Source organism: Shinella yambaruensis, assembly GCF_022899355.1.
Lineage (GTDB): Bacteria > Pseudomonadota > Alphaproteobacteria > Rhizobiales > Rhizobiaceae > Shinella > Shinella yambaruensis.
Map to the genome: position 1 here is coordinate 11,712 of NZ_JALJCK010000025.1, position 22,292 is coordinate 34,003.

Annotated in this window: 29 protein-coding genes; 11 read left to right on the top strand and 18 right to left on the bottom strand. The window is 57.1% G+C overall.

Annotated elements, in window-relative coordinates; all coding sequences use genetic code 11:
- Window positions 1-434 precede the first annotated feature (434 nt).
- The 8 genes from MUU56_RS31525 to MUU56_RS31555 all read right to left on the bottom strand — a co-directional run bounded on the left by MUU56_RS31525 (window position 435) and on the right by MUU56_RS31555 (window position 5,571).
- Window positions 435-722: a hypothetical protein gene (locus MUU56_RS31525; RefSeq protein ID WP_245082837.1), complete on the bottom strand. Its 288-nt coding sequence runs from the start codon at window positions 720-722 to the stop codon at window positions 435-437.
- Between the two features lie 240 nt (window positions 723-962).
- Window positions 963-1,256, bottom strand: a complete 294-nt coding sequence (locus MUU56_RS31530; protein ID WP_245082839.1) for a hypothetical protein — start codon at window positions 1,254-1,256, stop codon at window positions 963-965.
- A 149-nt stretch (window positions 1,257-1,405) separates the two neighbouring features.
- Window positions 1,406-1,705 (bottom strand): hypothetical protein, encoded by a 300-nt coding sequence (locus MUU56_RS31535; RefSeq protein WP_245082842.1) that lies wholly within the window; start codon window positions 1,703-1,705, stop codon window positions 1,406-1,408.
- Window positions 1,706-1,873: 168 nt separating this feature from the next.
- A complete protein-coding gene (locus MUU56_RS31540; protein ID WP_245082844.1) occupies window positions 1,874-3,322 on the bottom strand; it encodes a hypothetical protein in 1,449 nt (482 codons plus the stop codon).
- 197 nt (window positions 3,323-3,519) lie between these two features.
- On the bottom strand, window positions 3,520-3,897 hold the full coding sequence (gene parC / locus MUU56_RS32785) for a ParC family partition-associated protein (RefSeq protein WP_342346181.1): 378 nt from the start codon (window positions 3,895-3,897) through the stop codon (window positions 3,520-3,522).
- A 60-nt stretch (window positions 3,898-3,957) separates the two neighbouring features.
- On the bottom strand, window positions 3,958-4,245 hold the full coding sequence (locus tag MUU56_RS31545) for a hypothetical protein (RefSeq protein WP_245082846.1): 288 nt from the start codon (window positions 4,243-4,245) through the stop codon (window positions 3,958-3,960).
- Window positions 4,242-4,874, bottom strand: coding sequence for a ParA family protein (locus tag MUU56_RS31550; protein WP_245082848.1), 633 nt, complete (start codon window positions 4,872-4,874; stop codon window positions 4,242-4,244). Before MUU56_RS31550 ends, MUU56_RS31545 begins: the two co-directional genes overlap by 4 nt.
- 97 nt (window positions 4,875-4,971) lie before the next feature.
- Entirely contained in the window at window positions 4,972-5,571 is a 600-nt protein-coding gene (locus MUU56_RS31555; RefSeq protein WP_245082851.1) for a recombinase family protein, read from the bottom strand.
- A 169-nt stretch (window positions 5,572-5,740) separates the two neighbouring features.
- Here MUU56_RS31555 and MUU56_RS31560 point away from each other — a divergent pair, with 169 nt between their 5' ends.
- The 11 genes from MUU56_RS31560 (at window position 5,741) to MUU56_RS31610 (ending at window position 16,416) form a co-directional block, all read left to right on the top strand.
- Complete coding sequence (locus MUU56_RS31560) at window positions 5,741-5,989, top strand: helix-turn-helix domain-containing protein (protein WP_245082854.1); 249 nt, start codon at window positions 5,741-5,743, stop codon at window positions 5,987-5,989.
- Between the two features lie 240 nt (window positions 5,990-6,229).
- The gene (gene trbB, locus MUU56_RS31565) at window positions 6,230-7,204 is read left to right on the top strand and encodes a P-type conjugative transfer ATPase TrbB (protein ID WP_398433207.1); all 975 of its coding nucleotides are present in this window, start codon (window positions 6,230-6,232) and stop codon (window positions 7,202-7,204) included.
- Window positions 7,205-7,207: 3 nt separating this feature from the next.
- Window positions 7,208-7,603 (top strand): TrbC/VirB2 family protein, encoded by a 396-nt coding sequence (locus tag MUU56_RS31570; protein ID WP_245082861.1) that lies wholly within the window; start codon window positions 7,208-7,210, stop codon window positions 7,601-7,603.
- A complete protein-coding gene (gene trbD, locus MUU56_RS31575) occupies window positions 7,600-7,914 on the top strand; it encodes a conjugal transfer protein TrbD (RefSeq protein ID WP_245082864.1) in 315 nt (104 codons plus the stop codon). Before MUU56_RS31570 ends, trbD begins: the two co-directional genes overlap by 4 nt.
- Window positions 7,915-7,924: 10 nt before the next feature.
- Window positions 7,925-10,423, top strand: coding sequence for a VirB4 family type IV secretion/conjugal transfer ATPase (locus tag MUU56_RS31580; protein ID WP_245082867.1), 2,499 nt, complete (start codon window positions 7,925-7,927; stop codon window positions 10,421-10,423).
- On the top strand, window positions 10,401-11,162 hold the full coding sequence (gene trbJ / locus MUU56_RS31585) for a P-type conjugative transfer protein TrbJ (protein ID WP_245082870.1): 762 nt from the start codon (window positions 10,401-10,403) through the stop codon (window positions 11,160-11,162). Before MUU56_RS31580 ends, trbJ begins: the two co-directional genes overlap by 23 nt.
- Before the next feature lie 169 nt (window positions 11,163-11,331).
- On the top strand, window positions 11,332-12,903 hold the full coding sequence (trbL, locus tag MUU56_RS31590; protein WP_245082873.1) for a P-type conjugative transfer protein TrbL: 1,572 nt from the start codon (window positions 11,332-11,334) through the stop codon (window positions 12,901-12,903).
- A 94-nt stretch (window positions 12,904-12,997) separates the two neighbouring features.
- Window positions 12,998-13,696, top strand: a complete 699-nt coding sequence (locus tag MUU56_RS31595; RefSeq protein WP_245082876.1) for a VirB8/TrbF family protein — start codon at window positions 12,998-13,000, stop codon at window positions 13,694-13,696.
- A 20-nt stretch (window positions 13,697-13,716) separates the two neighbouring features.
- Window positions 13,717-14,631: a P-type conjugative transfer protein TrbG gene (gene trbG / locus MUU56_RS31600; RefSeq protein WP_245082879.1), complete on the top strand. Its 915-nt coding sequence runs from the start codon at window positions 13,717-13,719 to the stop codon at window positions 14,629-14,631.
- 2 nt (window positions 14,632-14,633) lie between these two features.
- Window positions 14,634-15,110: a conjugal transfer protein TrbH gene (locus tag MUU56_RS31605; RefSeq protein WP_245082882.1), complete on the top strand. Its 477-nt coding sequence runs from the start codon at window positions 14,634-14,636 to the stop codon at window positions 15,108-15,110.
- Complete coding sequence (locus tag MUU56_RS31610) at window positions 15,103-16,416, top strand: TrbI/VirB10 family protein (RefSeq protein WP_245082884.1); 1,314 nt, start codon at window positions 15,103-15,105, stop codon at window positions 16,414-16,416. Before MUU56_RS31605 ends, MUU56_RS31610 begins: the two co-directional genes overlap by 8 nt.
- Window positions 16,417-16,501: 85 nt before the next feature.
- Here MUU56_RS31610 and MUU56_RS31615 read toward each other — a convergent pair whose 3' ends face one another.
- The 10 genes from MUU56_RS31615 to MUU56_RS31650 all read right to left on the bottom strand — a co-directional run bounded on the left by MUU56_RS31615 (window position 16,502) and on the right by MUU56_RS31650 (window position 22,283).
- Window positions 16,502-16,765: a hypothetical protein gene (locus tag MUU56_RS31615; RefSeq protein ID WP_245082886.1), complete on the bottom strand. Its 264-nt coding sequence runs from the start codon at window positions 16,763-16,765 to the stop codon at window positions 16,502-16,504.
- Window positions 16,766-16,930: 165 nt separating this feature from the next.
- Window positions 16,931-17,053, bottom strand: coding sequence for a helix-turn-helix domain-containing protein (locus tag MUU56_RS32990; protein ID WP_408633274.1), 123 nt, complete (start codon window positions 17,051-17,053; stop codon window positions 16,931-16,933).
- Between the two features lie 53 nt (window positions 17,054-17,106).
- Window positions 17,107-17,898, bottom strand: a complete 792-nt coding sequence (locus tag MUU56_RS31620) for a hypothetical protein (protein WP_245082888.1) — start codon at window positions 17,896-17,898, stop codon at window positions 17,107-17,109.
- A 93-nt stretch (window positions 17,899-17,991) separates the two neighbouring features.
- Window positions 17,992-18,216 (bottom strand): helix-turn-helix domain-containing protein, encoded by a 225-nt coding sequence (locus tag MUU56_RS32995; RefSeq protein WP_425314257.1) that lies wholly within the window; start codon window positions 18,214-18,216, stop codon window positions 17,992-17,994.
- Between the two features lie 89 nt (window positions 18,217-18,305).
- Window positions 18,306-18,539, bottom strand: coding sequence for a hypothetical protein (locus MUU56_RS31625; protein WP_245082890.1), 234 nt, complete (start codon window positions 18,537-18,539; stop codon window positions 18,306-18,308).
- 57 nt (window positions 18,540-18,596) lie between these two features.
- Entirely contained in the window at window positions 18,597-19,220 is a 624-nt protein-coding gene (locus tag MUU56_RS31630) for a hypothetical protein (RefSeq protein WP_245082892.1), read from the bottom strand.
- Window positions 19,221-19,222: 2 nt separating this feature from the next.
- On the bottom strand, window positions 19,223-19,456 hold the full coding sequence (locus MUU56_RS31635) for a hypothetical protein (RefSeq protein ID WP_245082894.1): 234 nt from the start codon (window positions 19,454-19,456) through the stop codon (window positions 19,223-19,225).
- A 383-nt stretch (window positions 19,457-19,839) separates the two neighbouring features.
- On the bottom strand, window positions 19,840-20,124 hold the full coding sequence (locus MUU56_RS31640) for an EF-hand domain-containing protein (RefSeq protein ID WP_245082897.1): 285 nt from the start codon (window positions 20,122-20,124) through the stop codon (window positions 19,840-19,842).
- A gap of 162 nt (window positions 20,125-20,286) precedes the next feature.
- Window positions 20,287-20,931: a hypothetical protein gene (locus tag MUU56_RS31645; protein WP_245082900.1), complete on the bottom strand. Its 645-nt coding sequence runs from the start codon at window positions 20,929-20,931 to the stop codon at window positions 20,287-20,289.
- Window positions 20,932-21,746: 815 nt separating this feature from the next.
- Window positions 21,747-22,283 (bottom strand): PH domain-containing protein, encoded by a 537-nt coding sequence (locus MUU56_RS31650; RefSeq protein ID WP_245082903.1) that lies wholly within the window; start codon window positions 22,281-22,283, stop codon window positions 21,747-21,749.
- Between the last annotated feature and the right edge of the window lie 9 nt (window positions 22,284-22,292).

Genomic DNA, 22,292 nt, shown 5'->3' on the forward strand with positions numbered 1-22,292 from the left:
TACTCTCCAGGGTATGATTTTTGTTGGGCCTTGCGGGCCGATCAGAGGATCTCAAACTCTGCGTCTTGCAATGCTTTTTCCCAGTCGATTTGGTCGAGCTCATCGCAGGCGTGCGGAAAATTCGACCCATGTCCCGTCCCCGATTACGCGGTTGGTGAAATCCACCCGCTCGCAAAGGAGTTTCTCGATTGTTTCAGCGCCAACTGCCGCTATTGCTTCCTCTTTGTTAATCCGGCTCATGTTTATCACCTCTCGGTCGGTGGTTATGCGCGGTGTTGGTCACCGCTGCCCTGTGAATAATTATAGTCCTGATCGGGACTATTTCCAATGACTCCGCCCCTTTCCCCTTAGATCGTTTTGCTATATAGATATCAATATATCATGCTATCTGAAGCGTCCCTTTTGGTGCATTAAAAAACCCCGCCTGGGCGGGGCTATCCGGTTCGATCTCTCAACCCCAGCAGGGCAATCATTCGCTCGGCAAGATCTCCTTGCTCGAACAGCTCCTGCTCAATGTACTCGGCTGCCAGGTGCTGCCAAGCACGAACGGGCAGGGGCTTCCTGCCCGCCAGCCAGCTATTCAGATGGGGCACCGCATAGGCGGTACCCAAGAACCTGTTCAGCTCTTCCACCAGGGCGCGTTTCCGCGCCGCTGGCTTATCGTAATCCTCGGGCGGCATGGTCTCCAGCGCCCACTGGAGCAGGGGACGTGGATTGATCATGGCTTCCCCCCGCAAAGCGGGGGACCGCTAATGCGTTCCCCATTTGCAAAAAAATATTCCGGTGTGAAAGCATCAAACCGTGGGCCAATATTTCCACTTCGATGAAATGTAACTTCACCGCCTAGACCTGTCCGCGTCACGATAGCGTCTTTCGTCGCGGAAACCACCGTCATGTGCCCATCGAGCTTGACCACGCGGCCCTCCCGGACCGCGCTGCACAGGATGTTCCATCGTAGTGCATTAATGGAATTCATCTTCATCCGCCTCATCCAGCACCGCCGGAACCAAGCCGACCTTTGCCAGCGCCCAAATGGCCACAACTGTGTCATCGTAAATGTCGCGGGGACGGTCCTCGAACTCTTCGGCACTGATCCGTGCCGAGAACATTGGCGGAAATTCAGCCAGGTTCTTACCGCTCACGGCCTGGAGCTTTATACCCTTTTCATCGGACCAAAACTCGACCTTTGTAGAGACCAATCCTTTCCCATTAACCCAGCATTCCAGTGCGATTGTGCCGCCAATAAACTCGCTCATGTTCAGACCTCTCTGTCGGTTGAAGTGCGCGATGTTGATCACCGCTGCCCTGTATAGAATTATAGTCCTGATCGGGACTATTTCAAAGAATTCCGGCCCTTTCCCCTTAGATCGTTTTGCTATATAGATATCTATATATCATGCTATCATTACGATGCAGCCAGCCGCTTTACTGCTGACACAAAATCCAGCCTCAAAACATGCATGGCCAGGTCAATGGCACCGCCACCACCGCGCTTTTGCCTTGTGTCGTACCACTTTGGGCCGTTCACCAGCAGCTCGATCACCCCGCCGCCCACCGACACATTTACCCTTTTGGTGTCCTTGTCCTTCACCGGCCGAAAGGACGGATCTGCCTTCCAGTACAACTCCAGCCGGTCCAACGCTTCAGTAACGGCCATTTCTCTAAGCCTGGCCAGCAATTCAGGTGCAAAGGCTTTCCTTGCCATCACGATGATCCGATTTCGCTTGAAAGGGCTACTCCGGGCCGATGGCCCCTACGCGCCATAAAGGCGCTGCGCAGCGGCTGACCGCCGCTTTGCGGGCTACTCGCAATATATTTCTTGCAGGGGCTACTCTGGCCTTCGGCCATGGCGGCTACCACCATCCGAGTACAATCAAACATCGGAACCCCCCAGCCGCGAGGCTACGCCATTAGTAATACGCACGGACTTTGAACACCCAGTTTCCAGGGTAGGCTCGGCCTGTAATACGCATGGACTTTGAACACTGGCGGCCGCCTTCAGATACCCGGCAACAGACCCCACTGAGACGCCCATTCGTGCTGCAATCCCTCGAACACTCAATCCCTCGGCCTTCAGCGCCACAGCCTGCGCCTGCTTGGCGCTGGCGGCCGCCAGGTACGTTTGCCTATCCACGGCACCAGCAGCGCGCCTACGCGCTTCCTCGCGCTCCCTGTGGCGTTCTGCGGCCATATCCGTGCTGATGATCGTCTTCAGCAGGCGCATTTCGGCATCTGTGATGTGAAAAAGGCTGATGAGCGTGTCGTTCTTCGGCGTGTAGAGCGGGGAGAACTCCTTGCCGCCAAGCGTGATCTTCTCGCCGGCCTCGTAAGCCTTGGCCTTGCTGTAGAGCGTCATCAGCTCCTTGCTGCGATACGTCCAGCTCGGATCCAGCTCGGCCGCCAGCTCGACAGCTTCGCGGTACATGGCCCGGCTGTTGGTCGCTCCGGATAGCAAAAGGAAGTTCATGCGCCAGAAAAGGTGCTGCATCCGCTCACCCTCTGAGACACCGCCCCGGATCGTGGCCAGCTTGCGCAGATCCTCCAGCCGGTCCCATGCCAATTGTCGGCCCGAGAACCCACGCAGATTGTCAGCCTTGCCGCCCGGCAGTAGTTTGAGCTGCCGGCGCTCCGCTCGATCGCGTTTTTGCTGCTCGATGGTCCAGCGGGCAACCGGCAAAAGCTGCTCGGCCAGGTATTCGAACGAATACCGCACCGGCTGGCCGTCGCTGTCGGCCTCCACATGCACGACGCGGCAAACCTCGCCGCTCTTTGAATTCGTGGTGTTGACGACGCGCAGCACCCGCGACGCATCTTTTGCATTGGTGTCGCCACCCATCGGCGCAAGCCGATCGACAAGGTATTTCTGACACGCATTCCAGCGCGGCAGTGCCTGACGGGGCAGGGTGCCATCCAATAGCCATTTGGCCTGGATCCCGCGCCCGCTGTAGACCAGCAGGGAAGGGGGCGGCAGGCCCTCGTCAGCGCAGTGGAAGAGTACGGCAGCCGCCAGTTGCTCCGGCGTTCTCCCTGCTGCCCAAGGTTGCCTGTACGTATCGAGGTCGGCGAATAGCAAGCCGATACGGGCAAGATTCACCACACGGCGGTTCGGCCGGATGAATTCGGCTTGAGTCAGCCAGGTGTCACGGCTGGCATCGAGCAGCTGTAGCACTTGGGGCATGTCCGTCAGCCGGTGACTGGATTGACGCTTGTCACCCTCTCCAGGGCATTGCACCAAAATGGAGAAGAACCCCGACCGCGAAGGGTCGTGGTAAGCGCCGGCTTCCTCATCCGGATCGAACAACCTGAGCTGTGATGTTCCCATAGCCTCCAGCCGGCGAGGCGCGCGAAAATTCGCACGAACGCCATTGCGTTCTGGAGACTGGTGGCATAGAATACTGCGTATCGGATGCAGCGTTCTATGGGCAGGCCGCCAAGCCTGTACCAGCCTTCAGAACCTATATCGCAAAGCCCCGCGCCAACGGGGCTTTTGCATTTCTGGGGCTAAGTCACCGACGCCAATCAGTAACTACTAACCCCACCCTCGCTTCGAATCCTGCTTCCTTTCGGTTGCGTCCTGGGCGTCCAACCCACCAGGTCCGCGTCAAATTGCGTTATGCCATTCTGCTGCAAGACGCTCGCCGCGCCGTCCACGCTCTGGAAGTATCTCGCACCGCCCCGGTGAAGACCCAGCACACGCTGCTGGTCTCCAATGGTGACTACTACGATCAACCCCTGTTCTACCGCCCGGACGCTAACCGATTGGATAGCGCCGGTAGCAACAAGCTCGCGGAAAACTTTCGGCTCGACCACTTGCAACGAATCTGTGACCTCGTGATTCATGCTGGATGATGCCTCATCGAATGAGATTGCGCAAGCAAGATTGAATTTTGCGCGCATCCCGTTGATTTTTGTGATAGCTATATAGCTTTCTATCAAGATATATTGGATATATAGCTATCATGATATCTTGAGATAATTCCGCAGCGCCTGGTCCACAATCTCTATCTCGGTTATGCGCTTCCCAGTCTTGATTGTTTCTTCCGCCACATGCCTCTTCAAGGCCATTGCCAGCTCCGCATCGAGCCGGAATAGCTTCTGCACGGTCGGCGCTGTTACCGCTTTGGGTCCGCGCTTGGGGGCGTCTGCCTGCACTTCGGGATCTGCGCCGTCGAGGAATGACGTGGGATCCTTCTTGGCTCTGTTGCCCTTCGGCTGAAACTGGGTCAGGTCGGGTTTCGCCTTCATTGCGTGATCTCCTTGAATAGCGCCTCGATCTCGCTGACGGCGGCCTGATCCTTCTTGTTGATCTCCTGAACCGTCGCCCCTTCGCCGATCGCTCGGCGGAATGCCACCCGCTCGCACACCCGCGCATCCATGACGGCCAGGTTCTGCTCGGCCAGCCATTCCAGCATTTCGGCTGTGTCCTTCGTGCGCGGATCCACCCGATTGAGCAACACACGTACATCGAGGTCCGGGTTGTAGTCCTTGGCCAGCTCCACCACGGTCAAAAGGTCCGTCATGGCGGCGGCATCCAGGTTCGATGCACCAACGGGTATCACGGCGCGCTGTGCCAGGAGCAGGGCGGATCGCAGCCCCCCGTTGTCTCGGCCGCCGGCGTCCACGACAACATTATCGAAGCCCTGAGACAGGGCCTTACCCTCGTTGAAAACGGCCTTTCCTAAAAGGACAGTGGTTGTCGGGCTCGGCGAGAACTCGCCATCACGCCGCCACGCCGCCCAGCTCGCCGCGCTGCCTTGCGGGTCTCCGTCAATCAGCAGCGCTTGACCAGCTCGGGCAAGCATCGTGGCGAGGTGGACCGCGATAGTGGTTTTACCCACGCCCCCTTTGGTGTTGACTACGGCGTATACCGTCATGCGGGAATCTCCTATGATGGATGAGAAGTGAGTCCAGTATGATAGCTTTATATCTAGATAGCAATATATCTATATAGCTATTTGTGGTTTTCTTTCGCTACCCTTCGCCGGCTTTGCCGTTTCGCGTGAGCGCTCGATAAAGGGTTGTTCGGTGCACACCCAGATGGTCGGCTGTCTGCGCTACGGTGTAACCCTCGGCGTCAAGCAAGCGGCGCGCCTTCTTCAGCTCCGCGATCGATAGGGTAGGGGGGCGGCCAAAGCGGATACCTTGCTTCTTTGCTCGGCTGCGCCCATTGCGCGTGATCTCCTGAATCAGCGACCGTTCGAAGGCGGACAGCCCCTGAAAGAACTCGAAGAGAACGCCGCCATGGCGGGCTGTGTGTAACCAGGGCTCGGACAGGCTGACCAAATGCCCGCCCATCAACCGCAACCGCTCCATAACATCCAGCAGCTCACGGGTGCCCCGCGCAATGCGGTTCAACGCGCACACGATAACGGTATCGCCTGGCCTAAGATCGTCCAGTAGTTCGTCCAGCTCCGGCCTTTCTTGCCGGGCAGCTTTCGAAAGGTCGAGGTAGACCGCAGAGCAGCCCGCCGCGATCAGCTTTCGCTCTTGCTGTTTCGCATCTGTGTCATCGTGTGTTGATACTGTCGAATAGCCAAAAAGCCTCTGGGTCGGGGGTTTCACCCTGTACATACCTGTTCTCACTCCCTGCTGTGAATGTTGCAAAAGTCGGTTGCATATTTTAAGCACCAAGGGTGCTCTCAATGGCTTATGTCGCAACTGACCTTGGAACCAACTGGGTGGGAAAGGCCGTTTCTTGTTATCATCTGTGAGACTAAGAACCCGGAGGCTCACCAAAACGATGGGGCCGCAAAGTAACGATCACCAGGTCGAAGAGCACGTCGAGCGGATGCGCGAACTTTTCGGCCGTAATCTGCGTGAAGCGCGCAAGGTTGCGCGGCTTTCACAGCGGGACATCCATACAATTTCTGGCTACTCTCAATCGTTTATCAGCGAAATCGAGACAGGTAAGCGCTCCATCAGCCTCGACAACATGGCCGTGTTGGCAAAGGTCCTGAACGTACCTTTATGGACCATGTTAAAGCCTTAGCGATAGGCGAAAAGTTGCCTGAAAGCATCAGGATTAACGCTAACCCACTAAAATAGCTAGAGTTTTACCGATGGAAGCCCCTGACGCTCGCCGCGCAGGGGCTTTTTGCTGTGCATTTTGATAGTGTTTGCACTATCATTTTGATAGCCGGGACACTATCATGCAATCCGGGCTTTGATAGTGTATTATCGATCACAGGAAGCCATTACAAGACAAGTGGACCGCATGACGCGGCCAAGGATGATACTGATGCAAGCGCCCTCCCACGACAGAGCCGGCGAGCATGAGCGGAGAGTGAAGGAAAAGCTCCGGCGAGAGCTGGGGCCACAGATTCTGAATCTGCTCGATGACCCCATGGTCAACGAGATTATGCTGAACCCCAACGGGGTCCTTTGGGTCGATCGTATGGGAATGCCCATGGAGGCATGTGGCTCGATGCCAGCGCTTCAGGCACGCTCGCTGATGGCAACTGTAGCCTCAACGCTCAACACCCTCATAACCGCTGACAACCCAATTCTCGAATGTGAATTGCCGCTCGATGGTTCACGATTTGAGGCCCTGGTTCCACCCATCGTAGCCGCCCCCACGTTCACGATCCGAAAGAAAGCACTCCAAGTGTTTTCACTCTCCGATTATGTCTCTCAGGGCATCATGGATCCGGTTCAAAAGGCTGCGCTAGAGGCAGCTATCCGTCATCGGAAAAACATCCTGGTGGTCGGCGGAACGGGGACCGGCAAAACCACGCTCACAAACGCAATCATCAAGCACATGGTGGTTGCCTCGCCCGAACACCGACTGCTCATTCTCGAAGACACCGGAGAGCTGCAATGCTCGGCCGAGAACGCAGTGCTTTTACGCGCCACCGATAAGGTGGATATGACACGCCTGCTCAAGGCCACCATGCGCCTACGTCCGGACAGGATCATTGTTGGCGAGGTCCGCGACGGCGCGGCGCTCGCCCTTCTCAAAGCATGGAATACAGGCCACCCCGGTGGGGTTGCAACAGTTCACGCAAACTCGGCGCCAGCCGGTCTCGTCCGCATGGAACAACTTGTGGCTGAGGCTACGCAAGCGCCGATGAAAACGCTGATCACCGAAGCCATCGATCTCATCGTCTCCATTGAGAAGACGGCCGAGGGGCGGCGCGTGAAAGAGGTTGTCAGTGTCCACGGACATGACGGCCACCACTACCAAACCAAGCCAATTGAGGAATGATCTATGAATAGTCGCGTACTGCGTGGCCAACACCAAACCCAGCTGTGGATGTTTGCTCTTTTCGCAGCCTTGGTTTTCTTTGCCGGCATCGATCCTGTACATGCTGCCGACGCAACCCCAGGCGGGGGCTCGGGACTGCCTTGGGAAACCCCACTCGACACGTTGCAACGGTCAATCACAGGCCCTGTGGCCTTCATCATTTCCCTGCTGGGTATCGTAGCCTGTGGTGCGATGCTGATCTGGGGCGGTGAGATTTCGGAGTTCACGCGGCGCATTATCTATGTCGTGCTCGTCGGCGCTATATTGATGTTCGCCAACACGCTGCTGACCGGCGCACTGTTTTCCGGCGCTGTTATCCCTGACGGGCTGTCACTGGCGCTGGAGGTTCACGCAAAATGAGCCAGTCGCAGCACCTACGACAAACAAAGACTCGTCGGGCGCTGCACCGCCCGCAAATGGTGTGGGGTGGTGAGCGCGAATTAATGCTCACGTCCATGCTGGTTGCGGGCGGCATTATTGTTTCAGCTCTGAACTTTCTGGCGTCCGTGATCGGGATCATCCTCTGGCTGATCTGTGTCTACGGTCTTCGCCGCATGGCGAAGGTCGATCCGAATATGTCGAAAGTTTATCTGAGGCAGCTCCGCTACGCCGATTACTACGCGCCCTTCTCGCGACCGTGGCGGGTCGCGAAATCCTCGCGCATCTACTGAGGCAGCATTTATGTTGGCACTGAAAATGTTTCGCACCAAAGCTGCGGGGCTACCCGACCTGCTGAACTATGCCGCGCTGATCGACAGCGGCGTGGTTCTCGGCAAGGACGGCAGCCTCCTGGCCGGGTTCTTCTTTCGCGGCGACGATGCCGCGATGGCCACGGAGTCGGAGCGTAATCACCTCACCGCATTGGTGAATAGCTACCTGTCACGTTTCGGCGCTGGCTGGGCGGTGTGGGTAGATGCAATCCGCATTTCCTCGCCCGACTATCCTGATCCGTCAGCATCGCACTTCCCTGAACCCATCACCGCAATGATCGACCTTGAGCGGCGGTCAATGTTCGAGCGCGAATCGTCCCACTATGAAACTGAATACGCTCTGCTCTTGCAGTATCTGCCGCCGCTGAAGCGAGATTCAAAAATTGGCGATCTGGTCTACGATGATGATGGCCGTGACACCACGGCTCTTGGCAATCGTCACCTCGCCGAGTTTGAGAAAAGGCTGTCCGATTTTGAGGATGGCATTGGCGATCTTCTTCACATGGAGCGTATGGGTAGCAGGGTTGCCCAGACGCCAGACGGCGACGATTACGAAACGGACGAGCTGATCAACTACTTACATTATTGCGTCAGCGGCAAAGCGGCCACCCTGAGAGTTCCAGCTTGCCCGATGTATCTGGATGCCTGGCTTGGATACTCGGAGCTTTGGCCCGGCGACACCCCAAAACTCGGGGAACAGTTCATTTCCACTGTTGCGATTGAAGGTTTTCCCGGCGCTACAGCGCCCGGAATCCTCGACATGCTGGACGGATTGCCGCTGCCTTATCGGTGGTCAAGCCGATTTATCTTTTTGGAACAGAACGAAGCGATTGCCGCGCTCAACCGGTACCGCCTCAAGTGGCAACAAAAGATCCGGGGTTTCGTCAGTCAGGTCATGAAAAGCGAAAAGGGCATGATCAACACGGATGCCCTCGCGATGATGAATGAGACCGAAGAGGCCATCGCAGAAGCCAACTCCGGCCTGGTGGCATTTGGCTATTACACCCCGGTGGTCGTGCTCATGCACGAAAACCGGAAGTTCCTTGAAGAGCAAGCCAGGTACGTCACGCGGGAAATCGAACGTCGCGGATTTTCTGCCCGGATTGAAACTGTCAACACGCTGGAATCGTGGCTGGGATCCCTGCCAGGCCAGACCTATCCGAATGTACGCCGCCCCCTGGTTCACACTTTGAACCTTGCGGATCTTTTGCCACTGACAAGCGTATGGCCAGGTGAGCGACAGAACCCATGCCCCTTCTACCCTGAAGGCTCACCGCCGCTCATGCAGGCAGTGACCGGAGGGGCGACCCCGTTCCGGCTGAATCTCCATGTAGGTGATGTGGGGCACACATTGATCCTCGGCCCGACAGGGGCGGGCAAGTCTACGCTGCTCGCCACGATCCAGGCCCAAGCTCGGCGCTATCAAAGCCGCCCCCGGCAAGACGGCAGTTGCCTGCCGATGAGCATCACGGCTTTCGATAAAGGCCATTCGCTCTATGCCCTCGCTTCAGCCACTGGTGGGACGCACTATGATATTGGCGCTGACGACAGTGAGATTGCCGTCGCTCCGCTAACCGATATCGATAGCGACAGCGGCATGCTCTGGGCCGAAGAGTGGTTGGCAACCTGCTTTGAACTTCAGGCCAACCGCCCCCCATCGCCTCAACAGCGCAGCGAGATCCACAAAGCGATGAGCCTTTTGCGGGGCGCACCAGCTAGCTTTCGCTCACTCACACACTTTGTCACCACGGTTCAGGATGAGGATCTGCGGGCAGCGCTGAGCCACTACACGATCAGTGGCGCTATGGGTCACCTTCTCGATGGAAACTCCGATTCCGTTGAGATTACGCCTACAACCGTCTTTGAAATCGATGAGCTGATGAAGCTGGGCGACAAGAACGCGATCCCCGTTCTTCTGTATCTGTTTCGCCGCTTCGAAAAATCGTTGCAAGGCCAGCCCGCCATTCTGTCCCTGGATGAAGCATGGGTGATGCTTGGCCATCCGGTGTTCCGCGAGAAGCTGCGGGAATGGCTGAAGGAACTGCGTAAGAAAAACTGCCTGGTAATCCTTGCGACACAAAGCCTGTCCGATGCCATCCATTCGGGACTGCTCGATGTACTGCTAGAACAATGCCCCACAAAGATCTTCTTGCCGAACAAGGAAGCCGATCTTGAAGGCACCAAAGAAAACCCTGGTCCAGCGGATCTGTACAAGGCGTTTGGCCTGAACCACCGGGAAATTCAGGTGCTGAAGTCAGCGCAGTACAAGCGTCATTACTATTACAAATCGCCGCTGGGACGGCGTTTGTTCGAGCTGGGGCTTGGGCCTCTGGCTCTCAGTTTCGTGGCGGTCTCTGACAAAGAGGCAATCGCCGAAATCAAGTCGCTGCAACGCGCTCACGGGGCCGAATGGCCTCTCGTTTGGATGACAAATCGAGGTGTCAACTATGAACAATATGCTCAGCGGTAAAGCAAAAAAACTGGGTCTGGCGATGGCTGTTGCGGGTTCCCTCGCGGGCTTCATCCCGACCAGCATCACCCCTGTTGCCCAGGCCCAGTGGGTCGTGACGGACCCCGCCCACACCCTGCAAACCATCGTCGCCGAAGTGGCCCGTGCAGCGGACGCGGCCGCCCAGATACAGAACCAAATCAAGCAATACGAGGATATGCTGAAACAGGGACGGATCTTCGATGCCTCTGTCTTCGACAAAATCGTTGGGCTGATTCAGGAACTGGCCGGCCTGTACGGGCAGAGTCAGGGCCTCGCTGGCCAGTTGCCCGAGTTCGATGAACAGTTCCGCTCGGTTTACAAAGACTATGAAACCTACCTGGCTTCGATAGGCGAGGAAAAGGACTTTGCCGTCCAGCAATATGACCGCTGGAATAAGACAAACTTCGATTCCATGAGAACGTCGATGCGTTCAGCCGGCATCAACGTTTCCGCGATCGATGATGAAGAGGCAGTTCTTGCCCGTTTGGTTGAACGCTCTGCAACCGCCGAGGGGCGCATGCAAGCCGTGCAGGCAGGCAACGAAATTGCTGCCATGCAGGTCCAGCAGCTCCAGAAGCTCCGGCTCATGTACAACGACATGATTCAATCTCAGAACCAATACCTGTCCAACGAAGTTGAGCGGCGCACCATCGAGGATGCATTTCTGGACGACTTCACCGAGGACGAAATGAAAGACGGCCAACGGAGGGGCTTCTGATGACCCCCATGATGAAACTGGCATTAGCACTGATTTTGACAACGGGTGTTGCGGCCGGGGTAACAGTGGTTGTTATCAAGGCCCCTGATGAGCCATCCACCAGTACCGACTGGGATGAATCTGAGTTCGAATCCCGCCCGATAAAGGACGGTGACCGGAGGGGCTTCTAATGAAAAAGCTCTATTGGGCAGGGCCATTGGCCTTAGTCCTATTTGCCGTGTTTTTGTTTCCCTCTGACCTGTTTGCCCAAGACTTGAGTGAACCATCAACATCGGCGAACAGCTTGATAGAACGGATTGAGGACACTGCGAATGGATGGGCTGATACGCTCCGCGAGTATGCGCGAACACTATTTTGGATGCTCGCGCTAATTCAGCTCGTTTTTACCTTCATACCCATGGTGCTGAAAGGAGCCGACTTTGGCGAGATAGTGGGGGATTTGGTTCGCTTCATTCTCGTTATAGGTTTCTTCGCTGCTCTTCTTGAGTTCTCTGTCGAATGGGCCACGGCTATTGTCGATTCATTCAGACAGGCTGGCGGTAGTGCGTCAGGTTTCGGCGATCTTTTGTGGCCCGGCGACATTCTGGTTGAGGGCCTGATGACTGCGGAAGAAGTCAGCAAAGGCATGAGCGCGTGGCGTGTCGGGGCAGCAATTGTTATAGGATTTTCTGCGCTGATCATTGCCGCCTGCTATGCATTTATGGCTGCGTTCATGTTCGTTGCGCTTGTCGAATCTTACATAGTCATCAACGCCAGCGTACTTTTTATGGGGTTTGGAGCAAGCCAGTGGACACGTGAGTACGCCATGGCGATGATCCGCTATGCTTTTTCTGTTGGTGCCAAGATATTCGTGCTGATCTTGCTCGTTGGCCTGATCAAGGATCAAGCCATCGAATGGAGGGCCGCATATCAAGAGAATAGCGGACGTGCGGATCTTCTAACCCTGGTGGGGCTGTCTTTGATGTGCGCTTACCTCACCAAAACAATTCCCGACATGGTTCAGGGGTTGATCACTGGCGTTTCTCCTGGCGGCGGTAGCGCGATCGGCGCTGTAGCTGCTGCCGGTCTTGCCGGCGCTGCAACGGGTGTCGGCGTACTGGGCATGGCGGCATCCAAACTCGGCGCTGCCACTGAGGGCCTTTCAAAGGCCGTTAAGGGAATGTCCGGTAGCGGCGGGGGATCAACTGGCGCTGCTGTTGGCGGATCAGGTCTTCAGGACGCGATTGGTAGCAGTCTGCGGGGCGCATCAGCGCCAACTGGAAGTGCAGCAAGTACGCCTGGGGGAACGTCCTCTGGCGAGACCGGCACGAAAGCTGGCACAGCTTCCAGCCCAAGGGTCGGTGGCGGTTCTCAGATTTCGTCAAAGCCGCCTACGGGTGGAGGCTCACCAGCGACCCCATCGGGATCTGGTCCCAGCTCCGGATCCAAGTTAGCGAAAGCAGCCCACGGCATCGCAGACGGCGCGTTAAAGATGACTGGGGTTGTCGGTGCAATTACAACACCGGGCATGGAAGGCAGCACGTCGATAGGCTTGGCACCCCTGCAAACCAATCCTCCTGGCGAGGACGCTGATTGGGACGGTGGCGACCACGCATCATCCAACAACAATCAGCAAGCGGACAAGCCTGAAAACACCATTCGTCCAGCCAATGCTGAAACATCAATGGCGGACCTCAAAGTACAGGGCATGGACCGATCGGCAGATCCAGGCAAGCCGCCCACTCAACCCTCACCCAGCTAGATAGCACCAACTCCGCGGCACAAACCTCACAGGATAAGTGCGCCCACTTTGATAGTGTTTAGACTATATTTTACCTCTGACGGGAGTCATAGAGATGAAGAAAAGGAAAGAGGAAACCCCGGAAAAATCCGGTCTGCCGGACAGCCCCTATCTTTCAGCCAGGCGCGAGTGGAATGAACGATATGGCGGCTTCATCAAGGCAAAGAACAACTGGCGACTGGTCGCTCTCGGAGCCGTCGCGTGCTCGGCACTTGCTATCGGTGGCCTCATCGCCGTGTCACTGCAAACGAAGGTCGTACCGTATGCGGTCGAGCTGAACGGCCATGGTGAAGTTGTTCGCGTCCAGCGGGCGGACGTTATAGCTCGACCCACCAGCAATCAGGTGAGGGCATCGTTGCGAAGCTGGTTGATTGGCGCACGATCGGTATACACGGATCGTGATGCTCTAAAGCATATGATCGATACGACTTATGCGATGACCCTGCCGGAAAGCCCTGCCTATCAGGAGCTTGCCACCTTCCATCGAAGCAACAATCCCTACCGGCGCGCACACAAGGGCGAAACGGTCGGCATCGATGTTCATGTCGTTGTCCCGGTATCTGATGATACGTGGCAAATCGAGTGGACTGAAACCGCCAAGAACGCCTCTGGCAAAGTTGTCGAGACGAAGAACTGGCAGGGCAATTTCACAATTCTCGTATCGCCTCCCCAAGACGCCCAACAGATCATGGTCAACCCGATGGGCATTTATGTCCGCCAGTTCGCGTGGACCAACCGCTTGCAAATCCAATAATCCGCCCGAGGAAATGACGTATGAAACTGCGTAAAAGCGTAACCGCAACAGGCTTTCTGGCCGCTGCCATCTTGCTCCCGCCGTCCGCTGCCTATGCACAACAGGTGCCCGCTCTCGAAGCAAACCGCTTGCCCACTGAAGCGCTGATTTCGCCGAACGAAATCTGGCTTGATGGAAAGGAGGCCCACGGTATCAACCTTGCGAACGAGTGGAAAACCAACCCGGACAAGCCCCGAAAGGGTGCTGACGGCAGCGTGAAGTACCTCTTCGGCGCAACCCTCCCCACCTTGGTGTGCACCCCGCTTGAGATTTGCGCGGTCAGGCTTCAGCCTGGAGAAATCGTCAATGACGTTCATGCGGGTGATACCGCTCGGTGGCGCATAACACCGGCGACCAGCGGAACAGGGGCAACCTCGACAACCCACGTTGTGGTAAAACCGACAGACGCGGGCCTGACGACCAGCCTCTTCATCAGCACGGATCGCCGCACCTACACGATCAAGCTGGCATCGACCCAAAAAGAATGGATCCCGCTGCTGTCATTCGACTATCCGGATGATGTACAGCGCGAGTGGGCTGCCTATCGTGATGCGCAACAGAACTTTACGAACGCGACGACATTGCCGTCTGGTCAATCGCTCTTGAATCTGAACTTTGATTTCCGGATCAGCGGGGATCGGCCAAGCTGGGTACCGCAACGGGTTTATACGGACGGTTCCAAAACCTACATCCAGTTCCCCAATGCGAATTTGCCCGAAGCCCCGGCGCTGGTGGCACTAGGCAAGGGCGGCGTCTTCAAGGCCCCCCCTACGGAAATGATCAATTATCGAGTGATCGGGGACCGATACATTATCGATCAGGTCGTCGATCGCGTGGCACTGATCACCGGCGTTGGCCGCCAGCAAACCCGTGTGATCATCGAGAGGGGGCGCTAATCATGAAACGTCTAGCTCCGATCCTTTTGACTGCCTCGCTGCTCGCCGGCTGCGCAACTACCGGCCCAGGTGCGTCTTACGTTGCGCCGGAAATTTCAGCCGGGGACGCCACCGTACTCGCGACCGATGCAGCCAGGCATTTGGCCCAGCCACTGGCACCGGCCCATACAACGCTGTTGCTTCGCCCGGCGAGCGGACGGGAAGAGGTCATGACACCGGCTCTGACGCTTTCCCTCCGTGATGCCGGATTCGGCGTGGTGATGGCACCGACAAAGCCCCAGAACAGCAGCACAACCGGCCAGGAAGCGGCCGGAACGGCATTGCGCTATCTGGTATCTCCGCTCGATGCCGGCGTGTTGATGCGGCTGCAATATCAGAACACTGAAGCGGCGCGCTTCTACCCTCGCGCAACCAATGGCGAGTTGTCGCCAGATAGCGCCGCCCCGTTCACGGTCAGGGAGGCATCCCAAAATGAATGAGAACGACAAGGTTGATCCGATCATTGGCAACGACAGCCCTGACTTTCTGGCGGCACCAAAAAGGGGGAAGGGGGTTCGTCGCCTGAACAGAGTGCCGCTATTCATTATCGGCGGGTTGGCAATACTGGCCTTCGCAGCGGTCAGCTACACGTTTATCCAGCGCCAAGGAGGTGGTGTTCGCGGTTCTACGGCAGAGATTCAACCCGGTAGCGTAACGACTACCGCAGTGCCGGCCGTGCGTCCCGAAAACTTTGGCCCGCTGGAGCCGCCAACGCCCGACGAAGGCGACCCGGTAGAGGTTACGCCTTCAGATCCCATGCCTGATACCGGCCCTGCTCCTGATCCTGTCAACGAAGACCGCTTGCGTCTTCTTCAGCGGATTGAAGAGAACAAGTTTGCCGCGATGGAAGCGGCGCTTACGGCTGAGCCAACGGTGGCGTTCGGCAGCAGTAGCACCCGGAATTCCAGCAACACAGGCGCGGGAAATGCAGGAACAGGGCCGGGGGCTGGTATGGCCTTGGCTGGCCTGACAGGTGCGGGAACAGGCGCTCGCGGCCGCATTCCTTCAGGACTTGGCCTTGACGCTCTGGGTGTGGCGGGAGCTGGAGGAAATGCCGATCCAAACAGGCAGGATCACAAGCGTTCGTTCCTGTCACTGGATCCGACACAAACGTATCTACCGCACACCCGGCTACCCGCCATTTCCGACAAGGAAGTCAAGGCGGGCACGATCATCCCCGGCGTCATGATAGGTGGCATCAACTCAGATCTTCCGGGGCAGATCGTCGGCCAGGTCCGGCAGAACGTCTACGACACGGCGTCGGGACAACATCTGTTGATCCCGGCAGGTGCGCGCCTGGTCGGAACCTACGACAGCACTGTGACGCTGGGCCAGCGCCGGGTCCTGGTCGCATGGAACCGGGTAATTTATCCGGATGGTTCGTCAGTCTCGCTCGATATGATGCCGGGTGCGGATCAGAGCGGTTTTGCAGGGTTTGCGGACAAGGTGAACAACCACTATTGGCGGATCTTCGGAAACGCCTTCATGCTCTCGTTGTTCTCTGCCGGCATTCAGCTATCGCAACCGGATGGCCCCCGCGACGGTGGCACCTATGACTCGCAGCAGATCATGGCCGCTGAACTCGGCCGCCAGCTCGGGCAGCTTGGGATGGAAATGTCGCGCCGGAATATGGACATTCAGCCGACACTTGAAATCCGGCCCGGTTACAAGTTCAACATCATGATCACCAAGGACATTATCCTGCCATCATGGACCGGACACCCGCTGGCCAGCACGGCGGAATAGATGCGTGTCTGATTGCAATGCGCTTGGGGCCGGTTCGCCGGCCCTTTCTTATTCAGCAATACTCTCGGCAACGCCCTTGCTGGTGCTAGGCCAGCTTCCTGTAAAGACGCTCGATGTACCGCAGTGCCGCATCAATGAGCATGGGGGCGAAGACCAAAACCGCGAATGCCTGGATGAGGACAATCACTGCGGTGCTGCTGAAAGGAAGTGGCTGGCCTGCGAAGATCGCGAGGCCGAAAAGGACCACGGACTGCATCAGGTAGACGACCGCTATCAGCATTGCCACGCCGTAAATAACTCGACGGCTTAGGCTCAGGATGCTGTGGAGTAGGTGGAGTACGTATTTCATGGCGCTTACCTCGATCGTATTTGTCTGTGGCCGCTTTTCAAGCGGCAAGTAAGCAGGACTGCACCCTTGGGCCGAAAAACCGTGGCGGACGCTGAAAGCGTTGCCTTCCTGCGATGCCGCCAGACTGCCACTCGAAGGCAAATCCCGAGCGTAGGTGCCATAACTCTACCTTCTCGTTTCCTGCGCCTGAAGAGCATTGTAGATCGTGCTCTTGCTGACCCTGAGCGTCGCTGCCACGTCCCTGACTGAGAGGCCCTTGCTCATCAGGTCTTGCGCTCTCTTTGGCATCACCGCCCGGCAATGACATTTCCAAGGTCGTTTTATCCAGCGGATCCCGCATATCAGTGGCTCCCGCCAGGTTGATCAGGGGCCATGGTTTCTGCAAGCGATGCTACAGCTTGCACAAAGGATCCCGCGTCACCGCCCGCATCGATAAAATCATCCAAAATGCCTGCAAAGTCTTCTAGCTCGGCGTCCCTAAGACGCTGCTTTTGTTCTGCCGCCTCTCGGGCCTCCAAATCGATCCTTGAATGACCATAGGCGCGGTCGATCCAGTCTGATGCAAACTGCCGTTCATCGCTTCCATTGGATCCGTAGCCATCCGCCCTGGGGCAACTCAGGAGATTGTGAAGCCCCGCCGCATCGCCGATGAATCCTCGTAGCATTTGCTCAGGGTTCATTTTGTAGGCCCGGCAAAGCCTGACAAACTCCGAAGGAACGGCAATAGTCACCGGGATTGTCTCGTCAGGGATGAACCTGCCACGCTCGCCGGGGATGACTCCTGACGGCGCATGGAAACCCCTTGGCCGCTCCGCGCATATCCAGCCCCAGTAAGAACGCCCATCCTGATGGTCCACCCCGTCCAGATCTGGGAAGCGCATCAGGCTTTGGTCGTAGTAGGGCGCGAAATAGAACTTGCCCGGCCTGCCCGCCATGGCCATGTAGCCGACGCTGTTAATGCGCGCCTGCACATTGCTGTAATTTCGGTGGGGAAACCCGGTAGCCAGGTCCTGTGTCCCCTGTGACCATTTGATCGTCAGGATCTCCCCGCCATGGTGATCCTTGCTGATCCCCATCAGCCGCACGTTATGAACGCACGACAGCCTTGAATCCAAAATCGTCCGAATATCCACAAAGCACCCTCCATCCGCGATTAGTCCATTTACTTGTCCATAATTCTAGTTGTCCACAAACTCATCGGTTGTTCCACTAACCCGCCTCGCTGCCTATGGCTTTAACAACTCATGGAGCGGCACCCCGAGAGCGCGGGACAAAAGCGCCATCTTGGTGATGCTGACCGATGCGCGGCCATTTTCGGCATGACTGATAAAACTCTGAGACACGCCGGCCAGTTCTGCCAGCTCCCGTTGGGGAATTCTACCTCTCTTGCGCGCCTGGCGAAGGTTACGCCCGAACAGCATTCGGTGGTAACGCTGCGTTTCCTCGTACATAGCAAAATAGTCATCATGAAAGGAGGAAAAGTATACACCAAGGGTGCAACCGGGCTGAAGGTATGAATACTCACACGAGAGCAGTCAGCTCACCGCCTATGCTGACGCCCCCGCGCCGCCAATCGTTGCTCTATTCTGTCACGCGCCATCTGACGTTCCTCGGCAAACGTGGGCAAGCTCATCTTCAGTCGGTGCATTTCGGCGCGCTCATCCGGTGCCAGCATGTCCCCCGGATGCAGCTCCAGCAGGCCGCAACTGGCGATACGGGCATCTGCCATGCGCGTCAGGTCATCGATCCGGGATAAGAGCTCTTGCTTGGTCATCGTCTATGCCTGGTTGAGGGTAGGGAAGAGAGGGGAGCCGAACAGCCCCCCATCTGGTTAGAAGCCGAAGGCTCCCTGTCCATTGGTCTCCTGATAGGTGGCTGGGGCAACAATATCGTTAGCCTCGATCCATGACGGGATCTCCCGGTCGCGATATCGCGGCTCGATCACCTTGCGACCTTGGCTCTCGATGAACTCTTCGAGAACCGCTTCCGCTGCTTCCTTCACCGTGTAGCCAAACGGGAAAGGCATAAAATGGCTGCGATAGCCGGTCTCTGAAATGAACGGCTTGCTGCGATCCACCGCGTGAAATGAGAAGTGGCACATTCCGAAACCAAAGCTGTCGCCACTATCAATCATTGCGCGGATCCCGCGAACGGTGATGATAAACTGGCCCCGTTGGCCCCACATGGGGACTTCACCTGGCGTTGCCGCGCAGTGTCGCTCAACGACATAACCCGGTGAATTCTCTCCTGCATTGGTGCCGAAACTGCTACCACCGTTCAGCTTCCATGTGATGGCTTCGCGAAGCAAACGGGCCTGCTCGAAAGCTGCCATATCTTCAACTATTGCCGCTTCATGGAACTGGCAAACGGCTCCTTTGGCGGCATCGAGCAACGCTTCGCGATCATCGGGGAGTGCACGGGCCAGCTCGGCCAGAACCTGATCATGCTTAGCCATGGTCAGCCCTCCACCTGAAGGCTGATATGGCCGCCCTGCTGAAGGACGCCGCCAAGAAAACGGTGCTGTTTCAGGTCACCGCTGATGAAGTCGGTGCGCAGGATGTAGAAAATCTCTCCCTCGTACTCGATGGGATCTACCTCAACCACGATGGCTTTGAACGAATACGCGGTCACAATGTCCCCTCTCTGGATCTCCGAGGCGAGTTTCCATTTGGTGCATTCATTGCTTTTCATGTTTTTCTCCCGTGGTTTAAGGCCGTGCTGGCCGTCGGCGACGTGCGGTCACGGGGAATGAGGCTGACAGCACCCGAAGGGCCGAAACGTAGTGGAGGACGCGCAGCGTTGCGGTCGGCCGCCCCGTGACAAACTAGGAGCCAAAGGACTGCTCGGCCGTCCACGGGAGAACCCACTGAGGGACGAATGGCACCAAAAAGGAAGGGCAAGCGGAGCGCGCAGCGCCGGTGGCGCGGAGACGTTAGGGATGCTCCCCGAAGGGGCGAGACGCGGGCGGCTCGATGCGCAGCAGGGCAAGCCCGACAGGCCCTAGCCTGGAACGCCCGAAAGCAGGCAACAAAAAAGGGGCTCTCGCCCCTCTGAAGTTCGGTGGTTTGCGCCGGTCAGTTGTTCTTGGCACTGCCTGATTTCTGAAGCATGGCCTTGTCTTCTTCAGGCGACAGGAAGCCGTCACCATCAGCATCGATCTCATCAAACACCGCGTCGGTCATGTTCTGATTGGCGGCCTTGGCCTCTTCCCGGCTCAACTTGCCATCACCATCTTTGTCGGCCGCGCTCCACTCAGCCTGCCATGCAGCTTCATCGATCGGCTCCTGGGTGGTCGCATCCTGGGCGAATGCAGGGGCGGCGAAGCTGGCGAACAGCAGAGCGATAAAGGCGTTTCTCATAGTTTCTCCCGTAGAATTATGGTGTGAGCACGAATCCTAGACGGTGGATCGGGCAAGATTCAGGCACTGAAAGTACGGCACCAGGCCGGAAACAAAAAGGGTGATCATGACCGTAGCCATGACCACCCTGAATGACAGGTGAATACCTATCGGGGAGACGATCTAGATCCCGTCACGCTCCCATTTCTCTTCCAGCAACTGCCGGTGCGGGTGCTCGGGCTCCAACAGCTTTTCGGTTACAACAGCCGTGGACTCGACTGAAAGCCGGGTCATTTCGGCGGCCAGGTCATACAGCAGGGCCTGGTGGTGCAGGACATACAGCGGATTGTCGACACGAACGCTTTCCCGAAGTTCATGCGCAGCCCTTCGCGTTGCACCTGACAGCACCTTGGCCATCTCGACATACTGGTTGTTGGCCGGCACGTCATCGAAGCGGGGGCCGCTTCCGGTGGTGACCTTCGACGACTTCGTGTCTACCACGCGAAGGCCGTAGTTGAGCAGGTAGGCATTGGTCCGCTGAAGGCCCGTGAACACCGGCGAAAAGCTTTCGATGCTGGTGGGGTCCGTTTCGCGCATGGCCGCGATCGTGGAAACGAACGTGTGCAATGTTGCCTCCAGCTCCGCATCGACCTCAACGGACTGGTTGGCATAAGGCACACAAACATCATCGCGCATGTACGCTTCAAGATTGCTCTTGATTTCAGCCCAGTGGGCTTCATCGAAATGTTCATGCAGCTTGTCAACGCCACGGGACTTGCAGCGGCGCACCGGGGAAATGCAGTAGCAAATTGCATAGGTTGTAGCCATGGTGGAACTCCTTCTCATGATTATGATTTGTTGGTTGCGGAAGGAATAAAGGCAGCCGTTCTACTGCCTTAGTGCTAATCCAAAAGACTTACCGCCGGATCAGTATAGGCAATATTCGGGGATCCGCCGTGCTGGCTGATACCGTTTCGATCTAAGAACACCCTGCTTATGCTTAGGCATAAAAAACCCGGCCTGCGCTTAGGGCAAAGCCGGGTGGTGGAAAGCCGGTGGCCCGCCTAACCCTTGTTGTTCGTGCACGAACATCGGGCAAAATGGCTTTTCATAGGACCGGGCGGGCACGGCCTATGAAAATTTTGGCCGCCGCACCGGCCATCAGTCTTCGCGCCTTTGGTCCGCGTGCAGACGGAAGCGCGGGGAATCAGAAAGTACAGGTTGTAGCGTGGGTAATAGGGTTGCCTTTCAGCATCCGACAGTCCTGCAAGACAGCCCTACACGTCGCAAGAGTTTGCAGGCTCTCGCCATGTAGCTTCCCCATGCGCACCTGCTGCGCTTTCGTTTTCCCTCCTTCCCCTTAGCGGGGCGGGTGGCCTGTTTAGACCACTATCCCAGACAACTCCCGTTGAAAGCCGGGCATCATACCCCGGTCCCAGTTACCCGGCTCCGTATTACGCAGCCACTTCCTTTTCAGGCGGCACACCATCACGGCTTTCAACAGTTCTTTGCTCGCGGTTGCCGACCGCGCCAGCGCTCCCTGAGACGAGTCGCCGGGAATGCAGAGCTGATCTATCTCTGCATCCAGTGAGGGGAATATACCCCATACTCTAAAGAAATACGGGCTTCACAAGTTTGTGGCCTCATTGTGTGTTCTCGAATTCGCGGTAACCAAGCCGCTGGCGTTCCTTGATATTCAGATCGTGAATGAAGTTCTTGAGCTTGATCACGTTGTGCTGGCCGGGAATCACAAGCACCGGGTGACTGCGATCAACGGTGTCGAGCTGAAGTGATCCAAGGCCGATCATGCGAAGATAGAACGGCTCATAGGTGGACAGATCCCGCACCCGCACGATTTCGAGCTGGTCACGGCTGCGGTTGAACACCCCGTGCTTGGTCACGATCCGCTGGCTGGTGAACTCATACTGCGTCGTCAGCAGTACCAGAACCTGCCAGGCTCCGGGGCCGGTGCAGAGGATCCAGATCAACGCCCATGACCAGAAAACAGGTACTTGGTTGATGGGCAGCGCCGCCAGGATCGAGGGCCAGTAGTAGCTGAGGACCATCGCGAGAATAAAGCCGGACACCAGACGCGGCGCGGCCAGCCACAGGGACGGTCGGGTTTCGCCGAATACCTGCTCTTCAGCGGGGCGGGCTTGGGTGTTTGCAAACATCTCCATTGTCGTTGC

What these genes read in the sequence shown, in the direction of transcription:
- MUU56_RS31525 (WP_245082837.1), bottom strand. Translation starts at nt 722, where the DNA reads ATGATCAATCCACGTCCCCTGCTCCAGTGGGCGCTGGAGACCATGCCG.
- MUU56_RS31530 (WP_245082839.1), bottom strand. Translation starts at nt 1,256, where the DNA reads ATGAGCGAGTTTATTGGCGGCACAATCGCACTGGAATGCTGGGTTAAT.
- MUU56_RS31535 (WP_245082842.1), bottom strand. Translation starts at nt 1,705, where the DNA reads ATGGCAAGGAAAGCCTTTGCACCTGAATTGCTGGCCAGGCTTAGAGAA.
- MUU56_RS31540 (WP_245082844.1), bottom strand. Translation starts at nt 3,322, where the DNA reads ATGGGAACATCACAGCTCAGGTTGTTCGATCCGGATGAGGAAGCCGGC.
- parC (WP_342346181.1), bottom strand. Translation starts at nt 3,897, where the DNA reads ATGCGCGCAAAATTCAATCTTGCTTGCGCAATCTCATTCGATGAGGCA.
- MUU56_RS31545 (WP_245082846.1), bottom strand. Translation starts at nt 4,245, where the DNA reads ATGAAGGCGAAACCCGACCTGACCCAGTTTCAGCCGAAGGGCAACAGA.
- MUU56_RS31550 (WP_245082848.1), bottom strand. Translation starts at nt 4,874, where the DNA reads ATGACGGTATACGCCGTAGTCAACACCAAAGGGGGCGTGGGTAAAACC.
- MUU56_RS31555 (WP_245082851.1), bottom strand. Translation starts at nt 5,571, where the DNA reads ATGTACAGGGTGAAACCCCCGACCCAGAGGCTTTTTGGCTATTCGACA.
- MUU56_RS31560 (WP_245082854.1), top strand. Translation starts at nt 5,741, where the DNA reads ATGGGGCCGCAAAGTAACGATCACCAGGTCGAAGAGCACGTCGAGCGG.
- trbB (WP_398433207.1), top strand. Translation starts at nt 6,230, where the DNA reads ATGATACTGATGCAAGCGCCCTCCCACGACAGAGCCGGCGAGCATGAG.
- MUU56_RS31570 (WP_245082861.1), top strand. Translation starts at nt 7,208, where the DNA reads ATGAATAGTCGCGTACTGCGTGGCCAACACCAAACCCAGCTGTGGATG.
- trbD (WP_245082864.1), top strand. Translation starts at nt 7,600, where the DNA reads ATGAGCCAGTCGCAGCACCTACGACAAACAAAGACTCGTCGGGCGCTG.
- MUU56_RS31580 (WP_245082867.1), top strand. Translation starts at nt 7,925, where the DNA reads ATGTTGGCACTGAAAATGTTTCGCACCAAAGCTGCGGGGCTACCCGAC.
- trbJ (WP_245082870.1), top strand. Translation starts at nt 10,401, where the DNA reads ATGAACAATATGCTCAGCGGTAAAGCAAAAAAACTGGGTCTGGCGATG.
- trbL (WP_245082873.1), top strand. Translation starts at nt 11,332, where the DNA reads ATGAAAAAGCTCTATTGGGCAGGGCCATTGGCCTTAGTCCTATTTGCC.
- MUU56_RS31595 (WP_245082876.1), top strand. Translation starts at nt 12,998, where the DNA reads ATGAAGAAAAGGAAAGAGGAAACCCCGGAAAAATCCGGTCTGCCGGAC.
- trbG (WP_245082879.1), top strand. Translation starts at nt 13,717, where the DNA reads ATGAAACTGCGTAAAAGCGTAACCGCAACAGGCTTTCTGGCCGCTGCC.
- MUU56_RS31605 (WP_245082882.1), top strand. Translation starts at nt 14,634, where the DNA reads ATGAAACGTCTAGCTCCGATCCTTTTGACTGCCTCGCTGCTCGCCGGC.
- MUU56_RS31610 (WP_245082884.1), top strand. Translation starts at nt 15,103, where the DNA reads ATGAATGAGAACGACAAGGTTGATCCGATCATTGGCAACGACAGCCCT.
- MUU56_RS31615 (WP_245082886.1), bottom strand. Translation starts at nt 16,765, where the DNA reads ATGAAATACGTACTCCACCTACTCCACAGCATCCTGAGCCTAAGCCGT.
- MUU56_RS32990 (WP_408633274.1), bottom strand. Translation starts at nt 17,053, where the DNA reads ATGCCAAAGAGAGCGCAAGACCTGATGAGCAAGGGCCTCTCAGTCAGG.
- MUU56_RS32995 (WP_425314257.1), bottom strand. Translation starts at nt 18,216, where the DNA reads ATGTACGAGGAAACGCAGCGTTACCACCGAATGCTGTTCGGGCGTAAC.
- MUU56_RS31625 (WP_245082890.1), bottom strand. Translation starts at nt 18,539, where the DNA reads ATGACCAAGCAAGAGCTCTTATCCCGGATCGATGACCTGACGCGCATG.
- MUU56_RS31630 (WP_245082892.1), bottom strand. Translation starts at nt 19,220, where the DNA reads ATGGCTAAGCATGATCAGGTTCTGGCCGAGCTGGCCCGTGCACTCCCC.
- MUU56_RS31635 (WP_245082894.1), bottom strand. Translation starts at nt 19,456, where the DNA reads ATGAAAAGCAATGAATGCACCAAATGGAAACTCGCCTCGGAGATCCAG.
- MUU56_RS31640 (WP_245082897.1), bottom strand. Translation starts at nt 20,124, where the DNA reads ATGAGAAACGCCTTTATCGCTCTGCTGTTCGCCAGCTTCGCCGCCCCT.
- MUU56_RS31645 (WP_245082900.1), bottom strand. Translation starts at nt 20,931, where the DNA reads ATGGCTACAACCTATGCAATTTGCTACTGCATTTCCCCGGTGCGCCGC.
- MUU56_RS31650 (WP_245082903.1), bottom strand. Translation starts at nt 22,283, where the DNA reads ATGGAGATGTTTGCAAACACCCAAGCCCGCCCCGCTGAAGAGCAGGTA.